This is a genomic window from Longispora sp. NPDC051575 (assembly GCF_040681875.1).
In the GTDB taxonomy this organism is placed as follows: domain Bacteria; phylum Actinomycetota; class Actinomycetes; order Mycobacteriales; family Micromonosporaceae; genus Longispora.
Genome location: NZ_JBFAZP010000007.1, coordinates 267640 through 286320, shown reverse-complemented (window position 1 = coordinate 286320; position 18681 = coordinate 267640). Strand labels below are relative to the sequence as shown.

At 75.7% G+C, this 18681-nt stretch carries 13 protein-coding genes; 3 read left to right on the top strand and 10 right to left on the bottom strand.

Features of this window, described 5'->3' with window-relative positions; genetic code table 11:
• Nucleotides 1-29: 29 nt before the first annotated feature.
• From AB0M43_RS22120 to AB0M43_RS22110, 3 genes are all read right to left on the bottom strand, one after another.
• Nucleotides 30-797: a TSUP family transporter gene (locus AB0M43_RS22120; RefSeq protein WP_363727502.1), complete on the bottom strand. Its 768-nt coding sequence runs from the start codon at nt 795-797 to the stop codon at nt 30-32.
• A 183-nt stretch (nt 798-980) separates the two neighbouring features.
• Nucleotides 981-1547 (bottom strand): NAD(P)H-binding protein, encoded by a 567-nt coding sequence (locus AB0M43_RS22115; RefSeq protein ID WP_363727501.1) that lies wholly within the window; start codon nt 1545-1547, stop codon nt 981-983.
• Nucleotides 1544-2374: an alpha/beta hydrolase gene (locus AB0M43_RS22110; RefSeq protein ID WP_363727499.1), complete on the bottom strand. Its 831-nt coding sequence runs from the start codon at nt 2372-2374 to the stop codon at nt 1544-1546. The genes AB0M43_RS22115 and AB0M43_RS22110 overlap by 4 nt, the downstream gene beginning before the upstream one ends.
• Nucleotides 2375-2457: 83 nt before the next feature.
• On the opposite strand from AB0M43_RS22110, the gene AB0M43_RS22105 reads away from it, so the two are divergent.
• Both AB0M43_RS22105 and AB0M43_RS22100 read left to right on the top strand, forming a co-directional pair.
• Complete coding sequence (locus AB0M43_RS22105; RefSeq protein ID WP_363727497.1) at nt 2458-3015, top strand: CGNR zinc finger domain-containing protein; 558 nt, start codon at nt 2458-2460, stop codon at nt 3013-3015.
• 146 nt (nt 3016-3161) lie between these two features.
• Nucleotides 3162-4325: a hypothetical protein gene (locus AB0M43_RS22100; RefSeq protein WP_363727495.1), complete on the top strand. Its 1164-nt coding sequence runs from the start codon at nt 3162-3164 to the stop codon at nt 4323-4325.
• Between the two features lie 51 nt (nt 4326-4376).
• Here AB0M43_RS22100 and AB0M43_RS22095 read toward each other — a convergent pair whose 3' ends face one another.
• The 7 genes from AB0M43_RS22095 to grpE form a co-directional block, all read right to left on the bottom strand.
• Entirely contained in the window at nt 4377-4553 is a 177-nt protein-coding gene (locus AB0M43_RS22095; protein ID WP_363727493.1) for a hypothetical protein, read from the bottom strand.
• Nucleotides 4550-6160: a hypothetical protein gene (locus AB0M43_RS22090; RefSeq protein ID WP_363727491.1), complete on the bottom strand. Its 1611-nt coding sequence runs from the start codon at nt 6158-6160 to the stop codon at nt 4550-4552. The genes AB0M43_RS22095 and AB0M43_RS22090 overlap by 4 nt, the downstream gene beginning before the upstream one ends.
• Nucleotides 6161-6163: 3 nt before the next feature.
• On the bottom strand, nt 6164-8527 hold the full coding sequence (locus AB0M43_RS22085) for a GTPase-associated protein 1-related protein (RefSeq protein WP_363727489.1): 2364 nt from the start codon (nt 8525-8527) through the stop codon (nt 6164-6166).
• Complete coding sequence (locus AB0M43_RS22080; protein ID WP_363727487.1) at nt 8527-9720, bottom strand: hypothetical protein; 1194 nt, start codon at nt 9718-9720, stop codon at nt 8527-8529. Before AB0M43_RS22080 ends, AB0M43_RS22085 begins: the two co-directional genes overlap by 1 nt.
• The gene (locus AB0M43_RS22075) at nt 9717-12392 is read right to left on the bottom strand and encodes a hypothetical protein (protein WP_363727485.1); all 2676 of its coding nucleotides are present in this window, start codon (nt 12390-12392) and stop codon (nt 9717-9719) included. Before AB0M43_RS22075 ends, AB0M43_RS22080 begins: the two co-directional genes overlap by 4 nt.
• A gap of 3 nt (nt 12393-12395) precedes the next feature.
• On the bottom strand, nt 12396-14057 hold the full coding sequence (locus tag AB0M43_RS22070; protein WP_363727483.1) for an Hsp70 family protein: 1662 nt from the start codon (nt 14055-14057) through the stop codon (nt 12396-12398).
• Between the two features lie 107 nt (nt 14058-14164).
• Nucleotides 14165-14737, bottom strand: coding sequence for a nucleotide exchange factor GrpE (grpE, locus tag AB0M43_RS22065; RefSeq protein WP_363727481.1), 573 nt, complete (start codon nt 14735-14737; stop codon nt 14165-14167).
• A gap of 245 nt (nt 14738-14982) precedes the next feature.
• On the opposite strand from grpE, the gene AB0M43_RS22060 reads away from it, so the two are divergent.
• The gene (locus AB0M43_RS22060) at nt 14983-18573 is read left to right on the top strand and encodes a CHAT domain-containing protein (protein WP_363727479.1); all 3591 of its coding nucleotides are present in this window, start codon (nt 14983-14985) and stop codon (nt 18571-18573) included.
• The last annotated feature ends 108 nt before the right edge of the window (nt 18574-18681 follow it).

Sequence of the window (18681 nt, the reverse complement as noted above, 5' to 3'; positions counted from 1 at the left end):
CCTTGATCCGGGTTTTCGCGCCGTGCGGGTCAGGAGAGCTGGTCGTAGCCCAGTTTGAGGACGAGCGCGACCACGACGACCAGCAGCACGATCCGGACGAACCCCGCGCCCCGCTTCAGGGCCGTGCGCGCGCCGAGCCGGGCGCCGACGATGTTGCACGCGGCCATGCCCAGCCCGAGCCCCCACATCACGTGGCCCCGGGGCACGAACACCGCGAGCGCCCCGAGGTTGGTGCCCACGTTCACGATCTTCGCCATCGCCGAGGCGTGCACGAAGTCGGCGCCGAGCACCGTGGCGAACGAGATGATCAGGAACGTGCCGGTGCCGGGGCCGATCAGGCCGTCGTAGGTGGCGATGCCGACGCCCGCGAGCGCGACGGCGGTCAGGCGGCGCGGCCGGGTGTCGCGTTCGGCGACGACGACCAGGCCGACGCTGGGCCGGAACGTGATGAACAGTGCCACGCCGACCAGGATCGCGAGGATCACCGGCTTGAGCACGTCCGAGGACAGCGAGCCGGCCAGCAGCGCCCCGCAGGCCGAGCCGAGGACGGCCAGGCCGGCGGCGGGCCAGATCACCCGCCGGTCGAGCTTGGTGCGCCGGGCGTAGGTGATCGCGGCCGTGGTGGTGCCGAAGACCGAGGACAGTTTGTTGGTACCGAGCAGGGTGGCCACCGGCGTGCCCGGGGCGGCGAGCAGCAGGGCCGGGAGCTGGAGGAGTCCGCCGCCGCCGACCACCGCGTCGACCCAGCCGGCGGCCAGCGCGGCGGCGAGCAGCAGGAGGATCGCGGCGGTGTCCATATGGCCGCGATCCTTCCGGCCCCGGGTCCCCGACACCACCCTCTGTCGGGGACATCACTACCCGGGCACTCCGGGCGGACCCGAACATCCGGACGGGCGAGCGGATCCGCCTCGGTCGTCCCGCGTCGCCCGGACCGGGCCTCGACAGCCGGGGCAACTGGTCCCGGGCGGGGCGGACCGCCGTCAGTAGGCGGCGGAGAACCGCTGCTGGCGGAAGGTGCCCTGCTCCACCGCGTCCACGATCGCCGAGGCCAGGTCCCCGGTGGTGATCCGGCTGTCCCCGTCCGCGCCGACGAGCGGGGTGTCGGTGGCCTCGGCCCGGTACCCGCCGGTCTTGTCGCCGGGGACCAGGTGCGCGGGCGGCGGGCTGACGAACGACCAGTGCACGTCGGTGTCGGCGGCCCGGAACACGTCGAGCGCCCCGGCGGCGTCCAGCGCCTCCTTGCGGTACTGCTCGGGGAAGCCCGGCAGGTCCACCAGCCGGGTGCCGTCCGGGGTCGTCAGGCTGCCGCCGCCCCCGACGAACACGAGCCGGGCGGGCGCGGCGGCGAGCAGAGCGCGGGCGGCGGCGGTCGCGTCGCCCTTGACGGCCGCGATCACGGCGTCGTGGCCGTCGAGCCGGTCGCCCGGGTCCGTGGCGTCGAACCCGCCGGACCGGGTGAGCGCGGTCAGCTGGTGGCCGCGCGCGGCGACCTCGTGGGCGATGGCCTGGCCGATGAAACCGGTGGCTCCGATGACGGCGATCCTCATGACGTGGTCCTCTCGATGAAGCGGGTGATCAGGGCGGAGATCTCGGACAGGCACTCTTCGAGGGCGAAGTGTCCGGTGGGCAGCAGGTGCAGTTCGGCGTCGGGGAGGTCGCGGAGGTAGGCCCGCGCGCCCGGTACCAGGAAGAAGGGGTCCTCCGTGCCCCACACGACGAGCGTGGGCGGCTGGTGGGCGCGGAGCCAGGCCTGCCAGGTGGGGTACAGCGCGACGTTGCTCGGGTAGTCCAGGGCCAGTTCGACCTGGATGTCCTTGCGGCCGGGCAGGTCGAGGTAGTGCTGGTCGAGCAGCCAGCTGTCCGGGTCGATCCGGTCGGGGTCGGCGGCACCGGTGAGGTACTGCCGCCGGGTGCCTTCGGGTTCCAGTACCGGACGGATCTGGTCGGGGGTGGCCGTGAGCAGGCCGTGCGCCATCTCGCTGAGGCCCTCGGCGTAGGCGTTGCCGTTCTGCGCGATCAGGCCGGCGATCCGCTCGGGCAGCCGGCCGGCGAGCCGGAGCGCGGTGGGCAGGCCGTAGTCGAAGCCGTAGACGAAGAACCGTTCCAGGCCGAGCTCCTTGACGAAGCCCTCGGTGATGTCGGCGAGCCGCTCGAAGGTGAACGCGAAGCCCTCGGGGGTCTCGGTGCGCCCGAAACCCGGCAGATCAGGGGCGATCATCCGGTACCGGTCGCCCAGCGCGCCGAGCAGCCCCCGGAACTGGTGGGACGCGGACGGGAACCCGTGCAGGAGCAGGAGCACCGGGGCGTCGGCGGAGCCGGTCTCCCGGTAGAACACGCGGACCCCGTCGACCTCGACGAAGCGGTGAGCGATCATCACATGCCTCCAGAACTTGTTGACCCATTAGTTTCTAGTCGATCATGACTAACGTGTCAACCCCGTGCTGTAGCATTAGTGAGATGGATCGCCCCACGCCGTTGACCGGCGAGCACCTCGCCCTCGACCTGGTGAACACCCGGCCCGCCGGGCACGACGTCCTGCTCGACCCCGTCGGCGCGCACGCCTGGCTGGTCACGCAGGCCGACCGGCTCCCCCATCCGGCCGGCCCGCTGTCGGACTCCGACGCCGCCGGCCTGCGCGCGGTCCGGGCGTACGTGGAGGCGGCGCTGCTGCCCGCCGTCCGGGGCGACCGGCCCCCGAAGGCCACCCTCGTGGCGCTCACCCTGGCCCAGCGGGACGCCCCCGGCCACGACGAGCTCGGCTGGGACGGCACCCGGGTCACGGTCACCCCGCGCCGCGAGGGCCCCTACCTCGCCCAGCTGCTCGCGACCCTCGCGGCGGCGGCCGGCGACCTGCTGTCCGGCCCGGAGCTGGGTCGGATCCGGCAGTGCCAGGGGCCCGACTGCACCCTGTTGTTCATCCCCGCGAACCCCCGGCGGCGGTGGTGCTCCCCGGCCGTCTGCGGCAACCGGGTGCGGGTCGCGCGGTACTACCAGCGCCACAAGCTGCCCTCCTGACCCCGGATGATCGACCGTCCACCATGTCCCGTTCCGGTTCCCGATCGTCCACATAAGATTCTTCACAGCTAGCGAGCTAGGACTGCGCGTTCACACCAGCTGATACTAAGTGCGTCACCGACCACCTACTGGGGGTACGCACAAACATGCGCAAGCTCATCACCGGGTTCGCCGCGGCACTGACCGTGACCGCGGCCGCCCTGGCCCAGTCCTCCGTGGCCACCGCCGCGCCCGCCTGGACCAACCCGACCTGCGCCACGGTCACCGGCGCGTCCGGCGTCACCTACACCAAGAACGCCGGCGCGACCCTGACGCCCACCGCCGCCACCTCGATCCCGATCACCTACACGTTCGGGCTCGCCGCCCTGGACACGGCGAACACGCTGATCGCCACCCGGGAGTACACCGACCCGGCCACGCTGGCGCAGACCAACACCGTGCTGCGGTCCACCAACGCCGGCTGCTCGTGGTCCACGATCGCCACCCTGCCGACCGGCTGGTTCCTCCGGGCCACCGCCGCGAAGGGCGGCCGGGCCTACCTGTGGTCGGACTCCGGCACCCACGGCATCTACCGCGTCACCGGCACCACGGTCACCACGATCACCGACCCGACCACCGACGGCATCACCGGCCTCAACGTCGACCCGCTCAACGGGCTGCACGTCGAGCTCGCCGACAACGCCGGCCAGCTGTTCGAGTCGTACAACGGCGGCGCGACCTGGACCACCACGGGCAGCACCCCGCCCGGCGTGAACCCCTACGACGTGTACGACACCGCGATCGACCCGAAGAACCCCACCCACGCCGTCGTCGGCACCTCGGGCAAGGGCAGCTTCGTCACCTTCGACGGCGGCGGCAGCTGGACCGCGTCCACCGGCCTCGACCTCACCCCCGGCGGCCTCGGCGTCAACGCGTTCACCCTCGCGGTGTCCCCGGCCAACAGCTCCGTCGTGTACGCCATGGGACTCGACATCGACGAGGCCGACGCGCACGTCCCCGGCAACGGCCGGCACCTCTACCGGTCCACCGACGGCGGCCTGACCTTCGCCCCCATCGTGACCGGCAGCTCCGCCATCATCCTGACCAACGGCGTGTCCCTGTGGCCGAGCCCGGTCAACGCCAACGAGCTGTGGTTCGAGTACGGCTCGAACTTCCAGGCCTACGGGACCGACCTGTTCAAGTACTCGGCCACCACCGGCCTGGTGACCAAGACGCACAACGCCGAGCACGGGATCACCTCGCTGGCGTTCAACCCGACCTACCCGGGCACGATGTACCTGGGCCTGGCGAAGGAGCCCTCGGGCAGCTAGTTCGCGGCACACGCGGCCCCGTCCCCCACCAGGGGCGGGGCCGTCGCGGTCTCAGCCCAGGTCCGACGTCCCCGTCCCGATCTCGGTCCACACCGCGCGCCACCCGTCGAGCAGCGCGCCCGGGACGCCCGCGTGCACCGCCCACACCACGAGCGCCGCGCACGCCCCCAGCAGGACGGCCAGGAGCAGCCACCGGCTGCGGACGTGTCCGGGCGGCAGGGCGGTCACGGGGCGGCTCCGGTGGGGACCGGCTCGGCGGACAGCAGCCAGTCGAGCGGGGCGGTGGCGGCCACGTCCCCGTTCGGGTCGGCGGTCATCGAGGAGACGAGGAAGTACCGGACCTCGGCGAAGTCGCGGCCGGCGGCGAGGAGGAGGTTGTCGAGGCCCGCGTCGTCCAGCCAGGACCGGATGGCGGCGGAGACCGGGTCCCCGGCGCGGGACCGGCCCGCACCCCCGCCGGGCGAACGGCCCGGGGGCGGCGGACCGGGCAGCGCCAGGTCCGCGCCCGCCGGCCCCGCCAGCAGCAGATCCGCCTTGGACACCACGAACGCGAGCCGCTGCCGCCGCAGGTCGACCCCGTAGTCCCGCAGCCGGCGCACCGTGACCTGGTAGGACTCGTCGGGGTCGTACAGGGCCGCGCCGACGGGGACCCCGCCCGGGCCGGCCAGTCCGCGCAGCCGGGCCCGGACCTCCGGGATCGAGAACGGGTCGAGGACGAACACCAGCCCCCGGGCGTGGTCGAGATACGCGAGCTCCTCGTTCTGGGACCGTTCGGTGAACCGCTCCCCCGCCGCGTCGAACACGTGCAGCAGCGCGGTCCGCCGGCCGCCCGCGACCCGGAGCGTGACGGCCGAGGGCAGCGCCTTGCCCGTCTGGGCCGTCGAGTCGCCGCCGCCGATCGTGGCCTCGTACTCCGCGAACGCCCTGCCGCTCTCCGGGTCGGCCGGGGCGATCCGGATCCCGGGCCGCGCGCTGAGTCCGACGAGGCCGGCCATGATGAACCGGGTCTTGCCGGCCATCGGCGCGCCGAACACGGGGATCCGCACGTCGGTGGCCAGGGCAGCGTCGGAGTGCAGGGCCGACTCGCACTTCTGGCAGACCGTCTCCAGCGCGCGGCCCGCCCGCAGCACCGTGGTCGGCAGGGTGGCCCCGCAGCCGCAGTGCCGCCACAGCACGCCGAGCCGGCCGGGGCGCAGGTCGCGGTGCAGCCGGTCGCAGCCGGGGCAGCGGTACGCGGGCAGCCGGGTCACGTGGTAGCAGCCGGGGCGCGGGCAGCTGGCCGCCGCGTGGAACACCCGCTGCCAGAGCCGGTCGGCGGCGCGCAGGACGAGGGCCGTGGCCAGCCCGCCGCCGACCGCGAGCACGGTGACCAGGGCGGTGAGGGCCGTGGCGAACAGGGCACCGGCGGTCGCGCCGGCCGTGACCGCGAACAGGAGGACGAGCAGCGGCAGGAGCAGCGGCCAGGCCCACAGGGTGTGCGCGCCGAACCGGCCGAAGCTCTGGTCGATGGCGACGGCCCAGGCCCGGTACACGAGGCGGGCGGTCCAGGCGGCGGAGGCCCGCAGGTCGCGGTACACCTGGGCGGTGAAGTAGCCGGGCCAGCCCGGGTCGCCGGTGGACGCCGGGGCGACGACGACCGGGGAGCCGGGGCGCGGCCCGTGGCCGAGGAACACCCGGCCGGCGAGGACGACGGCGAGCCCGGCCCCGAGGAGCAGCCCGGCGACCCCCAGCAGGTACGACCCGGGGAACGCGACCCAGACCAGCGCCAGGAGGCAGGCCCAGGCGTAGACCACGAGGGCGAGGCCCCCGACGACGATCACGACGATGGCGGGCACGCGTCACCTCCTCCGGGGCAGGAACCGCCGGATGCCGCGGCTCCGTCGGGTCTCGGCCGCCCAGGTCGCCCAGTCGGCCGCGCGGTGCTGGTCGCCGAGGTCGGCGAGTTCCCCGGCGACGGCGGACACGGCGGGCTCGTCGGCGCGGGTCAGCCAGTGCGCCAGCGCCTGGTCGAGGACGGTGGGCCGGCCGCCGCGCAGCAGGGCCGCCATCAGCACGTCCGGGGGCGCGCCGTCGGCGGTGACCCGGGCGGCGAGTTCCTGGTAGTAGTGCGCGCGGACGCCGGTCGGCACGTCGAGCAGCAGGTGGGTGACCAGCGCCGGCCGGCCACAGTCGAGCATCGCCGCGACCAGTTCGGGCTCGTGCGCGGCGACGACGTCGACGGCCACGGACCGCAGCCGGCCGAGGATGTCGTCGGTGCGCAGTTCCGGGGCGGCCATCCCGTCGGTGACGCCGCGCAGGGTGGCCTCGTCGGCGAGGAGTCCGTCGAGGTCCGGGCCCGGTTCGGGGACCAGGGACCGGTCGACGAGCGCGTGGCCGAGGACGATGGCGGCCCGCAGCCCGGCGGGGGTGGCCCGGGCCGCGCGGACGTGCCGGTCGACGGCGGACGGGCCGATCCGGGTACCGACGGGGGCCCGGTCGCGGACCAGTTCCAGTTCGGCGGCGGTGGGCGTGACCCGCCGCCACAGGGCCGCGCACGCCGCCCCCGCCGCGTCCCGGTCACCGCGGGCCTTGTCCAGGTCGAAACCGAGCAGTTCCAGCCGGTACCGCTCGGAGCCGCCCGCCATCGCCGCGCCCATCACGGCCCGGTCCAGCGGGCTCGCGGGGTCCACCACCCGGCCGATCAGCCGGCGCCACCACCGGTCGCCCAGGGCGTCGGCGCGGTCCGGCGCGCGGTCGAGGACGGCGAGCAGCCGGTCGCACAGCAGATCGGTGAGGTGCGCGCCGTCGGGCCACAGCGCCGGGTCGTAGACGTCGCCGGCCTGGTCCCAGTGGGTGACGAACCGGGCCACGTCGGCGGGCACGCGGTCGACCGGCGCGGGGAGGCCGAACCGGGTCGCGGTCCGCAGCACGGCGTCGAACGCGGGGCCGTGGGCGCCGGCGAGGGCCCGGGCGAGGACGTCGGCGGCGCGGCCGTCGTCCCTCGGTGTCCACTCGTGGCGGGTGAGAGGGTCCAGGGGCTCGGGAGTGGCGGCACCGGACTCCGGGTCGGGCCCCGGTCCCCGGTCGGACCCGGTGGCCGCCGCCTCCCGCGCCTCGGCGTCCAGCAGCGCGAGCCGCACGTCCGCCGCCCGCCCCGGGAACCGCCCGTCCCGGGTGACCCGGTCCAGATCCCGGAGCACGGCGGCGGCCCACCCGGTCACGTCGGCGGCGACGGTGTCCACGACGGCCGCGCCGTACGCCTCGACGAGTTCCGGGGCGCCGTCGGTCAGCCAGCGCACCACGGCCGGCAGGTGCTCCCCGGCGGGGCGCACCCCGAGCACCGCCGCCGCCCCGAGCGCGAGCGCCGCCCCGGCCGCGAGCCCCGACCCGGCGGCGATCTCCACCGCGTCGGTCACGTCGTACGGGTCCCCGGCCGCGAACAGCCCCGCCCAGTCCCGGGCGACCGGGTCGACCGGCCCGTCGGCCCACACGTCGCGGACCAGGTCGAACACGAGGTAGTCGTCGGCGGGCACCGGGCCGGCGTCGGGGTGCACGGCGAGCACGGGCTGCTCGGCGTACGCCGGGTTGGTGGTGAACACCTTGAACCCGATCCCGAGGGCGACCCGTTGGGGCAGCAGCAGGGTGCCGGCGGCCAGCCAGGTGAGCACCGGGCCGGGCCGGTCGGCGACGAACAGCACCCGGCGCGCGCCCGGGGTGCCGAGCGCGCGGAGGGCCGCGAGCAGGGTGCCGAGCCGGCGTACCCCCTCAGATTGGTTCCGGACGAAGTCCCGCACGGTCTCGGCGTCCAGCGGCCCGGGCGCGGCCTCGACGACGGGGCTGGCGGTGCCGTCCACGGGGGCGGTGCGCCAGAACGGGGCGCCGAACAGCTGCGCGGGGCGGACCGGCCCGTAGTCGGCGGGGTCGCGGGTGACGACCGCGTGGGTGAGCTGGTTGCCCTCGCGGGTGCCGTTGGCCTCCCGGCCCAGGTAGACGCCGCTGGCGGTGGCCAGGATCCCGTCGGAGACGTGCGCGAGGGAGGTCGGGTAGTCGGCGACGGGGCGGCGTTCGCGCATCCAGGCGGGCGGCGGTTCGTACAGCAGGGCGCGTTGGACGAGGGCCATCGCCTCGGTGTCCGCGCCGGGCGACCTCGCCTGGAACTGGAGCCCGGCGGTGCCGCGCAGCCCCTGGCCGGGCCGGCAGTCGGTGTAGACGAGGGTGTCCATCACTTCCTCCCGACCGGCACGACCCCGAACCCGCCGAGCAGCCAGACCAGCGGTTCGTCGACCCGGTGCGGCCGGACCCCGCCCGGGTCGACGACGCCGGCCTCGTAGTCGGGGGGCGCGCCGAGGGCCGAGACGCCGAAGTACCGGAAGGTCTCGTAGTTGAGGCGCAGGTGCGCGTCGAGGTTGTCCGCGCCGAGTTCGTCGAGCAGGGCGCGGATCCGTTCGTGGGTGTCCTGGCCTGCGGTCTCGTCGTAGTGGGGCACGGGCGGCGGGGTGGCCAGCAGCGGGTGGTCGGGGCCGAGCAGGTCGAACAGGCCGTCGATCTTCGCGAACGCGACCGACACCGGGATCGGGATCCGTTTGCGGGGCTTGACGCCGTGGCTGACCCGCAGTGCGTCGGTGACCCGGCCGACGACGTCGAGGGTGGCCTCCTCCGAGGTCATCGCGGCCCGGGGCAGGCCGAGGCGTTGCCGGGCCTGGGGCAGCATGAACGGGTCGAGCAGCAGGATCAGCGCGTCGGCGGCCCCGAGGTAGGCCAGCTCCACGGCGTTGCTCTGGGTGGTCAGGTCCTCGCCGGCCGTGTCGTAGAAGGACAGATAGGACGTGCGCAGACTGGTACGGCCGAGCCGGCGGTGTTCCTGCCGCCACTCGAACACGAGGGGCTCGCGCCGTCCCGCCTGGGCCTGGGCGGTCTGGGCGAACAGCCGGCGGTCGTCGTACACGGCGTCGACGTTCTGTTGCAGCCACGCCAGCGGGGAGGCCGCGTCGCCCTGCCGGTCGCCGGAGAGCCGCACGTCGGCCCCGAACCGGCGGCGCAGGCCGGCCCGCAGCTCGTGGGCGAGCACGGTCAGGTACACGGTCTTGCCGGTGCCCTTCGCGCCCACCATGGCGATCAGCGGACTGCGCGAGCCTGCGAAGTTGGGCGACAGCGGGGTGTGGCAGCACGGGCAGACCCGGATCCCCGACTCTCCCCCGCACGCCGGGCACGGGGCCTTCGCGGGGGCCGGCCCGACGGGCAGCGACGGCCCGTACGCCGGCCGGCTGCGGCCCTGGAACCCGGTCTCGGCCTGGCGCGCGGTGTCCACATCGGAGGCACAGCCCTGCCGGCCGGGGACCCCGCGCCCCGTGCACTGGTACCAGAGGCGGTGCGAGGCGATCCGGTGGTAGCAGTACGGGCAGGCGGTGCGGCTCATCGGGCGACCTTCAGTTGGGCGAGCGGCGGGTCGACGGCCACGACGTCGGCGGGCCGGGTGACGAAGCACCGCAGCCAGTACGGGGCCCGGGCCGACGCCGGGAGCTCGAAGGCGAACTCCGCCGTCCCGCCCGGGGCCAGCTCCCCGGTCCAGTGCGCCAGCGGCGTGCCCTGCTCCGGGGTCGACGGCAGCACGATGCCCGGGGCGAGTACGACGACGAGTTCCAGTCCGGCGCAGGCCCGGTCCGCGCGGACGGTGACGATCCGCTCCCGGGACAGCCGGTGCCGCAGGCCGGGCCGGCGGGTGATCGCGTACGACAGCCGGGCCGGCAGTCCGGAGACCGCCACCGCGACCGGCAGGGACACCGCCCGGCCGTGCGGCCCGACCGCGATGCCCCGCACCTCGGCGGTGCCGCCCCCGGCCCCGACGGGCAGCACGCACCCGTCCGCGTACTGCGCCCGGCTCAGCTGCCGGGTCGTCGTACCCTCCGGGGTGGTCCAGGTGACCTCGGCGAGCCCGACGTCCTCCGGCCACTCCCAGGACACCACCACCCGGTCCCCCGACCGCCGGGCGCGCAGGCCCCGGACCGGGGTGCTCAGGCCCACGGCCACCGGCCGGCCGACGACCGCGCCCGTGCCGCCGACCGCGAACGGCACGTAGAAGTGGTGGCCGTTGGGCGCCTCGGTGTCCAGGACCGACCGGCCGCCGTCGTGCCGGCGGTGGCCGGTGACCGGCTGCCCGTACCCCCGCATGGTGGTGAGTTCGACGGTCTCGCCGACCGGCCAGCCGGGGGCGGCCCCGGACCGCCGGAGCACCACCTCCCCGTCGCCGGACCACGACAACCGGAGCAGGGCCCGGCCGGCGACCGTCACGGGCACGGCGTCCAGGTCGGCCACGGCGGTCGCCGCGCCCCGGGGCACCACGGACTCGACCACGGTCGGGGCGGGGCGTTCGGTGCCGTCGGCGGCCCGGTACACGGCGGTGAGGCCGTAGAAGTGCTCCACGCCCTCCGTGACATCGGAGTCCATGAAGGACGAACCGGTGACCGGGACGGGCGTGCCGTCCGCGGGCCCGGCGGGCGGGCGGCCGACGGTGCGGGTGAGCGCGATCCGGACCGCGCCGGGATGCGCCTGCCAGGAGCCGGCCACGTGGTCGGCGTGCGCGAGGAGCCGCACGTCCACGACCGGGGGCAGCAGCTCCACCTCCCCGGAACCGGCCGGCCGGGACCAGGCGCGGTCGGGGGCGGCGACGAACACCGCGTACCGGAACCTGCGGGCCACCGGCGGCGCGTCCTCGGCCCGGGCGGCGGCCGTGTCCGCGACCACCACGCCGTCGCGCTCGTGCGCGGGCGGCCGGTCCTCGGCGCGCAGCACCCGGTACCGCAGGTCCGTGGACCCCGACAGCGGCGCGCGCCAGGCGAGCCGGACGACACCCCCGGCCGGGATCGCGGTGACGTCGAGCGCGGCGGCCACCGGCAGCCGGCGGAGCTGGAGCGCGAGCGCGCTGTCGGCCGCGTCGATGGCCGCCGCCTCGCGGAGCAGCCGTTCGGCCTCGGTCTCCCGGCCGGCGGTCGCCGCCGCCGAAGCCTCGTGCAGCAGGGCGACCAGCCGGTCGGTGGCCGCCCGGACCTGGGCGGTGACCGCCCCGTGCTCCGGGTCGGTGGTCGCCAGCGCGGCGAGCTCGGACCGGGCGGCGGCCAGCTCCCCGGCGGCCAGGAGTTCGCGGACCCGGTCTGCGGGCCGGGCCGGGGCGGCCCTGCCCGGGGGCAGGCTGGCCACGAGCAGGCCGGCGTCGTCCTTGGTCAGGCCCAGGCCGGCGGCCTCGGTGACCAGCAGCGCCTCCGGCATGCCCTCGTCGCGCATCGACCGGACGACCTCGACCACGTGGTACAGCGCGAGGGTCCGCAGGTCCAGGCCCCGGTCCGCGGCGGTGCGCAGGATCGCCAGCGCAGCCTTCGTCGCCCGGACCGCCGGGGAGTCGGCGGTGCGCTCGGCGTCCTGGGCCCGCCGCCGCAGGGTCGCCCCGTCCAGCCGCAGGGTCGGCGCGCCGGGCACCTCGAACAGGCGGACCAGCGCGAACGGCCGGGTCAGCTCCGGGTGCAGCAGGTGCACCACGGTCCGGGCGTGCGCGGTGCGCAGCTGTTCGCGCAGGTCGGCCCATGCCGTGCGGTCCAGGCCCGGCTCGGCCGGCAGGTCCACCCCGTCGACCACGGTCAGGCCCGCGTCGACGGCGGCCCGGCGCACCCGGTCGGCGCCCAGCTCGGCCCGGGTGCCGGCGATCATCTCGAGCTGGGTGCGGGTGATCCGGCCGGAGCCGCCGTACGAGGCGCGCATGTCGGTCACCAGCTGGTCGTGCTGCGGCTTGAGCCGGCCCTCGTAGTCGCGGGCCTGCTCGCGCCACCACGCCGGGTCGGTCATCCGCGCGCCGGCCGTCCGCTTCAGCTCCTCGTCGGCGCTGATCATCCGCTGGCAGACCCGGCCCAGGCTGGTCTGCCCGTTGGCCTGCTTGCGGTTCCACAGGGCCCGCACGGCGCGCAGGTGCTTCTCCAGCTGCGCGGAGTCCATGCCGGGCTCCACCGCGTACCGGGTGACCAGGTCGCCGGGGAGCGCCCCGAGCAGCTTGCGCAGCGGCCGGAGCACCTCCCTCTCGTAGCCGACCGGATCGAACGGCACGGGTCAGCCCCGGACCGAGATCGCCGCGACCGTCCGCTTGGCCTGGTCGACCTCCGCCTGGCTGAGCACGCTGACCCGGACCTCGATGGTCAGGTCCTTGCCGGTGCTCGGCTCGACGGCGGTGACCGTGAGCAGGCCCTCGTCGTCCACGGTCATCGCGATGTCCAGCGGCGAGCCGACGGGCATCGGCGGCAGGCCCGAGATCAGGCCGGAGCCGTGGTCGACGGCCTTGTTGGCGGCCAGGTCGCGGCTCTCCTCGGAGCCGGCCTGCTCGTACAGCTCGATCAGGACCTCGGTCTGGTTCGGCACGATGGTCGAGGAGTCCAGCCGGGCGGTGCGGGGCAGCGCCTCGTCGGCGTGCACCATGTGGTTGATGTAGGAGGCGGCCTCGACGTCGTCCGCCCAGCGCGGCACGGCCGTGTCCACGAGCTTCACGCCGAACGCCTTGGGCAGCACGTTCGTGATTCGCTTCCCGGCGACGGAGGCGATGGTCTCCGCCGACAGGCCGGTGCGCCGGGCCAGGTCCGCGATCCGCTCCTCGCGCTGGGCGGGGGTCTGGGCGGGCGCGCCCTTCGTGGTGTCCCACTCCCACACGGAGCGGTTCAGCGCGAACCGGGCCGCGCCCTTGGCCACCGCGAGGTCCGGGTCGTGCAGCCGGGGCTCCCAGCCGAACTCGGCGCGCAGCCGCTCGGCGACGGCCGGCATCTTCGTCGAGCCGCCGACCAGCAGCACCTCGTCCACGGTGACGCCGGGGGCCTTCTCCGCGAGCTTCACGAGCGTCCGCTTCGTGTACTCGATGGTGCGGTCCAGCAGGTCCCGGGTCTGCTCCTCGAAGATCTCCCGGGTCAGCTCGACGGTCACCGGCACCCCGCCGGCCCGCAGCGGGATCGGCGCGGACCTCGACTGCGACAGCCGCTTCTTCGCGTTCTCGGCGGTGTTGACCAGCTCCTGCATGAACTGGTCGTCCTCCGCCAGGTCCTCGTCCACCCCGGCCCGGGCGGTGAACTCGCCCAGCAGGTACCGGACCAGGCGCGCGTCCCAGTCCGCGCCGCCGAGCTGCTGGTCGCCGTCCGTGCAGAGCACCTCGATCGCGTCGGAGGTGATCCGGATGACCGTGGTGTCGAACGTGCCGCCGCCCAGGTCGTAGACGAGCACGGTGCGCTCGGCACCCGTCGCCACCTCGTACTGGAGCGCGGCGGCCACCGGCTCGGGGACGATGCCGATCACGTCCAGCCCCGCGATCTCGCCGGCCTTGCGGGTCGCGTCGCGCTCCAGCATCCCGAAGTACGCCGGGACGGTGATGACGACCTTGCGGACCTCGCGGCCGGTGTGCGCGCGGGCGTCCTGGACCAGCTGCTTGAGGATCAGCGCGGAGATCGACTCCGGGGTGTGCTCGACGTCGTCGACGATCCAGTGCCGCTCCTGGCCCATCGAGCGCTTGACCAGGGAGACCACCCGGTCCGGGTAGACCCGGGCGTACTCCTTCGCGGTGCGGCCGACCACGACGTCGCTACCGCTCTCGAAGTACACGACGGAGGGGGTGGTCTCCTCGCTCTCCATCAGGCTGCGCACCATGGTCGGGCGCGCCGTCTCGTCGACGTAGGCGATGGCGGAGTACGTGGTGCCGAGGTCGATGCCGCAGTACACGTCGGTCTCGTCGGTCATGGTCCTTCTCCTTGCCGGTCAGGGGCTCGTCTGGGCCGGTCGGCGGCTGTCGGGGGTGGTCGGGCTCCGCCGTCGGAATCGGGCCGGGCCCGCGGGATCGGGTCGGGCTAGGCCGGCGGGGTCGCTCCGGGCCCGGCCGGCGGGGTCCAGCGGGCGACCCGCACGGCGGCCGGCGCGACGACCCGGTCGGCCACCGCGTCGTGGTACCCGTCGCCGAGCACCTCCGCGACCAGCCCGTCCCCCTCGGGCCCGGCGGCGGGCACGGTCCCCACGGCCCGGTGCCGGTACGGGTCGTACGGGTCCCCCGGCGCGGCCGTCAGCACCCGCACCCCGCACCGCTCCAGGGTCTGCTCGACGCTCACCACATAGGAGGCCAGCAGCGCGGCGGCCTGCTCCCGGGTGATCTCCCCGGGCAGGGCGCCGGCCTGGCGGAGCAGGTCGTCGCGGAGCCGGTGCAGGTCGGTGACCAGGGGCCGGAGCAGCAGTTGGCGCTCGCCGACCCGGAGCCGCTGGTTCTCCTCGTGCAGCCGGTCGATGGTGCGCTCCCGGGCGGCGGCGACGTCACCGAGGGCGGCCTCGATCCGGCCGAGGCGGAGGTCGAGCGGGTCCGGGGCGCCGGGTTCGGCGACCTCCTCCTCGAAGGCCGCCGGCTCCACTGCGGACTCGTTCAGCTCAGGCACGCTCTCTCCAGGGGTCGTGGTCCGGGCGATCACGGAAAGCGGTCGGAGACAGCTAACTTACCCAAGGATCGCCCCGTTCGGCACGCCCGGGAGGAATCCCCCGGAAAGCCGGCCGGCGTCCGTCCACGGCGGACCGGAAACGACCACTGTGGCCTGCGGAAAGGCGCCGGAGCCGGCCCTGTTCACTCACGGGGACCGGGTGGCCGGGGTTGTCCCCGGGCGCGCCGCTTCGGCATGCTCGGTGGATGCACCGGTCCGCCGCGAACCCCGCCCTCGACCGGCTCGACGCCGCGATCGGCCGCGCGCTGGCCGACCTGTCCGGCCCCGACCGCACCGGCGCGGAGAACAGACTCGCGGAGCTGTACTGGCGGCGGTACCGGCTGCTGGCCGGCACGCCCGGGGTCCGCCCCGACATGCCGGAGCTGGCCCTGGGCCGGGCCCTCGGCTGGCTGCGGGGCATGGCCGCCCGGCAGGGCACGCCCACGCCCCGGGTGCACCGGCTGCTCGGGATGGCCCTGTACACCCGGTACCAGCGGAAGGAGGACCCCGAGGACCTGGAGGCGGCGGCGCGGCACCTCGCGGCGGCCGACCAGGACGTCGCGGAGGTCCTGGTCGTGCGGGCCGCCGCGCTCGGCGACCGGGCGTGGGTGCACCAGCGGGTCGACGACGCCCGCGCGGCGGTGGCGCTGCTCGAACGGGCCTGCGCCGGCCCGGCCGCCCCGCTGCACGTCCGGGTGCAGCTCGCCCTCGCCCGGCTCGCCGCGCACCGGGGCTTCGCGGCCGACGAGCAGGTCCCGCCCCTGCTCGCCGAGATCGAGGCCCTGCTCGGCGACGTGCCGGCGGACTCACCGGTCCGGCCGGTGTTCCTGATCCTGCGCGGCATGGTGCTGGTCAGCGGCGGAGTGCCGGAACGGAACGAGGAGAACAGCCGGGTACTGGCCGAGGCCCTCGCCGCCTGGCGGGACTGGAACGTGGACGCCCGCACCGACCCCGAGGTCACCGGGTTCCCCGCCGGGGAGGTCACCGACGTGCCGCCCCGGCTGCGGGCCCTGTTCCGGGTGGACGACGGCGTGGACCAGCTGGCCCGGCTCACGGCCGCGTACGAGGCGCTGCCCGACGGCGACGAGCGGCGGACCGCCGGGTACCACCTGGCGGCGCTGCACCTGCAGTTCGCGTTGCGCGGCGAACCGGTCGACGACCACGAGTACGTGATCGGGCTGCTCCGCGACGCGCTGCCGGTCCGCCCCGACGACGCGAACTGGCAGATCGGGGTCCGCGCCGCGCTGGCCAGCGTGCTCGGCACCCACGCGGCGCACGGCGACCCCGAGCGGACGGCCGAGGCGGTGCGGCTCGTCCAGGAGGCGCTGGCGCTGTGCCCGCCGGGGCACCCGAGCCGCACGTCGCTGGAGGAGCTGCTGGGCTCGATGATGAGCGTGCGGCACCAGTACCTGCGGTCGGGGGCGGACATCGACGCGGCCATCGAGCTGCTCCGCACCCGCAAGGACAATCCTGCGCTGACCGACTACACCCGCCTCCAGTTGCGCGGACACTACGCGACGATGCTGTCGGTGCGCGGCCAGCACCGGGGCGACCCGGTCGAGCTGGGCGAGGCGGTCGACCTGCTCCGCGAGTGCGTGGCCGCGCTGCCCCGCAACGACGTCACGTACCCGGTGCTGTCCAACTGCCTGGGCGTCGCCGAGATCGAACGGGCCGTGATCGAGTTCCGCGCCGACCGGCCGGTGGACCGCGACGCGTGCCTGCGGGCCGCCGAGCGGGTCGTCGGATCCGCCCGGGCCGGCAAGCTCACCGACCGGGAGCGGGCCGCGATGCTCACCAACGGCGGCGGCGCGCTGGCCGTGGCGTCGGCGGTGCTCCAGGACCCGGGGTCTCTCGACCAGGCCGTCACGATGCTGGAGGAGGCCCTGGCGCTGTCCCCGCCCGGCGACGAGGACCGGATCCGGACCGCCGCCGGGCTGGGCAGCTGCCACGCCATGCGGTACGAGGCGCGCCGGGACCCCGCCGACATCGCCCTCGCCGTGCGCTGGCTCACCGAGGCCACCGACCAGCTCTCCGACCCCGGGCACCACCTGTGGTTCGGCACCCAGCTCAACCTGGCCCGCGCGCACCGGCTCCGGGCCGGCCGGGGCGACGCGGAACGCGGCCGGACCATCGGGCTGCGGGCGCTGCGGGGCCACGCCTGGCGGGTGCTGTTGCAGACGGGTACGGCCGACGCCGCGCTCGCCGCCCGGTCCGTGGTCGACAACGCGCTGGAGGTGGCCGCGTGGTGCCTGGCCGACCGCGCGTACGCCGAGGCCGTGACCGCGCTGGACGCGTGCCGGGGGCTGGTGCTGCACTCGGCGACCGTGACCGGCGACATCCCGGCCCAGCTGCTCGGGGCCGGTGAGGCGGACCTGGCCGAGGAGTGGCGGCGGACCGCGCCGGAGCCGGGCGACGTGCCGACCGACCTGCGGTACCGGGTGCTGCGGGCCCTCACCGGCGGTTCCGGGGCCGGCCGGCTGCTGGACCCGCCCGATCCGGCCGACATCGGGGCGGCGCTGCGGTCGGGGGGCGTCGACGCGCTCGTCTACCTCGTGCCCCGGACCAGCTACTGGGGCGGGACGGCGCTCGTCGTGCCCGCGCGGGGGCGGCCGAGCCTGGTGGCGCTGCCCGGGCTGTACACGGGGGCGCCGCAGGTCGCGGGCTACCTGGCGGCGCGGCTCGCGGAGGCCGGCTACCACGTCGAGTACACCCGGCCGGAGGCCTACCCGCCCGACCCGGACCTCCCGCCGGCGGCCCACCCATCCGATGGCGGATTCGACCCTTCCGGCGGCGGACACCGGCCCTGGCCGTCACCGTCCGGAAATCCCGAAGACCGCGACCCCCGCACCGACCGGGACGCCGGCCCCGCCCGTCCGCACCGCCCCGCCACGGTCGAGGGCGCCCTGGAACCCCTCTGCGACTGGGCCTGGCAGGCGGCGATGGGTCCGCTCCTCGCGCACTGCCGCGGCCTCGACCTCCCGCGCGTCCCCCGCCTGGCCCTGGTCCCGATGGGCGAACTCGGCCTCGTCCCCTGGCACGCGGCCCGCACCCGGCACGCCACCGGCCCCACCGGCCACCGCTACGCCCTGCACGACGCCGTGATCTCCTACGCCGCCTCGGCCCGCCTCCTCGTCGACGTCCTCGGCAGACCCCCGGGCCGCCCCGGCGCGCCGGCCCTGATCGTCGGCGACCCGGGCGGCGACCTGCCCGGCGCGGGCCTGGAGGCGGCGGCCGTGCACGCCGCGTTCCACCCGGGTGCGACGTTCCTCGGCCGGCACCCGGACGGCCGGGCGGGTGGCGCCGGCACCCCCCGCGAGGTCCTCGACTGGCTGCGCGCCCATCCCGACGCCGGCCTGCTGCACCTGGCCTGCCACGCCACCGCGAGTCCCCGGGCCGAGCTGACCCTGGCCGGCGGCGCCCTGGCGGCCGACCGGCTGGCCGCGCTGGCCGGGGCGGGCGGGGCCCTGGACCTGGTCGCGCTGGCCGGGTGCGCCACGCACGTGTCCGGCCACGGTCACGACGACGCGTACTCCCTGGCCACGGCGTTCCTGGTCGCCGGAGCGCGCACGGCGGTGGGCTCGCTGTGGCGGGTACCCGACGATGTGACCTCGCTGTTGATGTTCGTGTTCCACCACTACCTGAGCGCGGGCGTCGGGCCGGCCGAGGCGCTGCGGCGGGCACAGATCTGGATGACGGACCCGGCCGTGGACCGGGGGGTGGCGGTGCCGCCGGCGCTCGCGGTCGGGCGCACGGACCGGCTGATCGGCTGGGCCGGGTTCACCCACCTGGGCCGGTGAGCCCGGTTCCACCGTGGTCGGGCGCCGCCGCCACGCGTGGCCCCTCGGTCGGGAGCGTGGCCACCACGTGCCCTCACGGCCTCACGGACTCACGGACTCACGGACTCA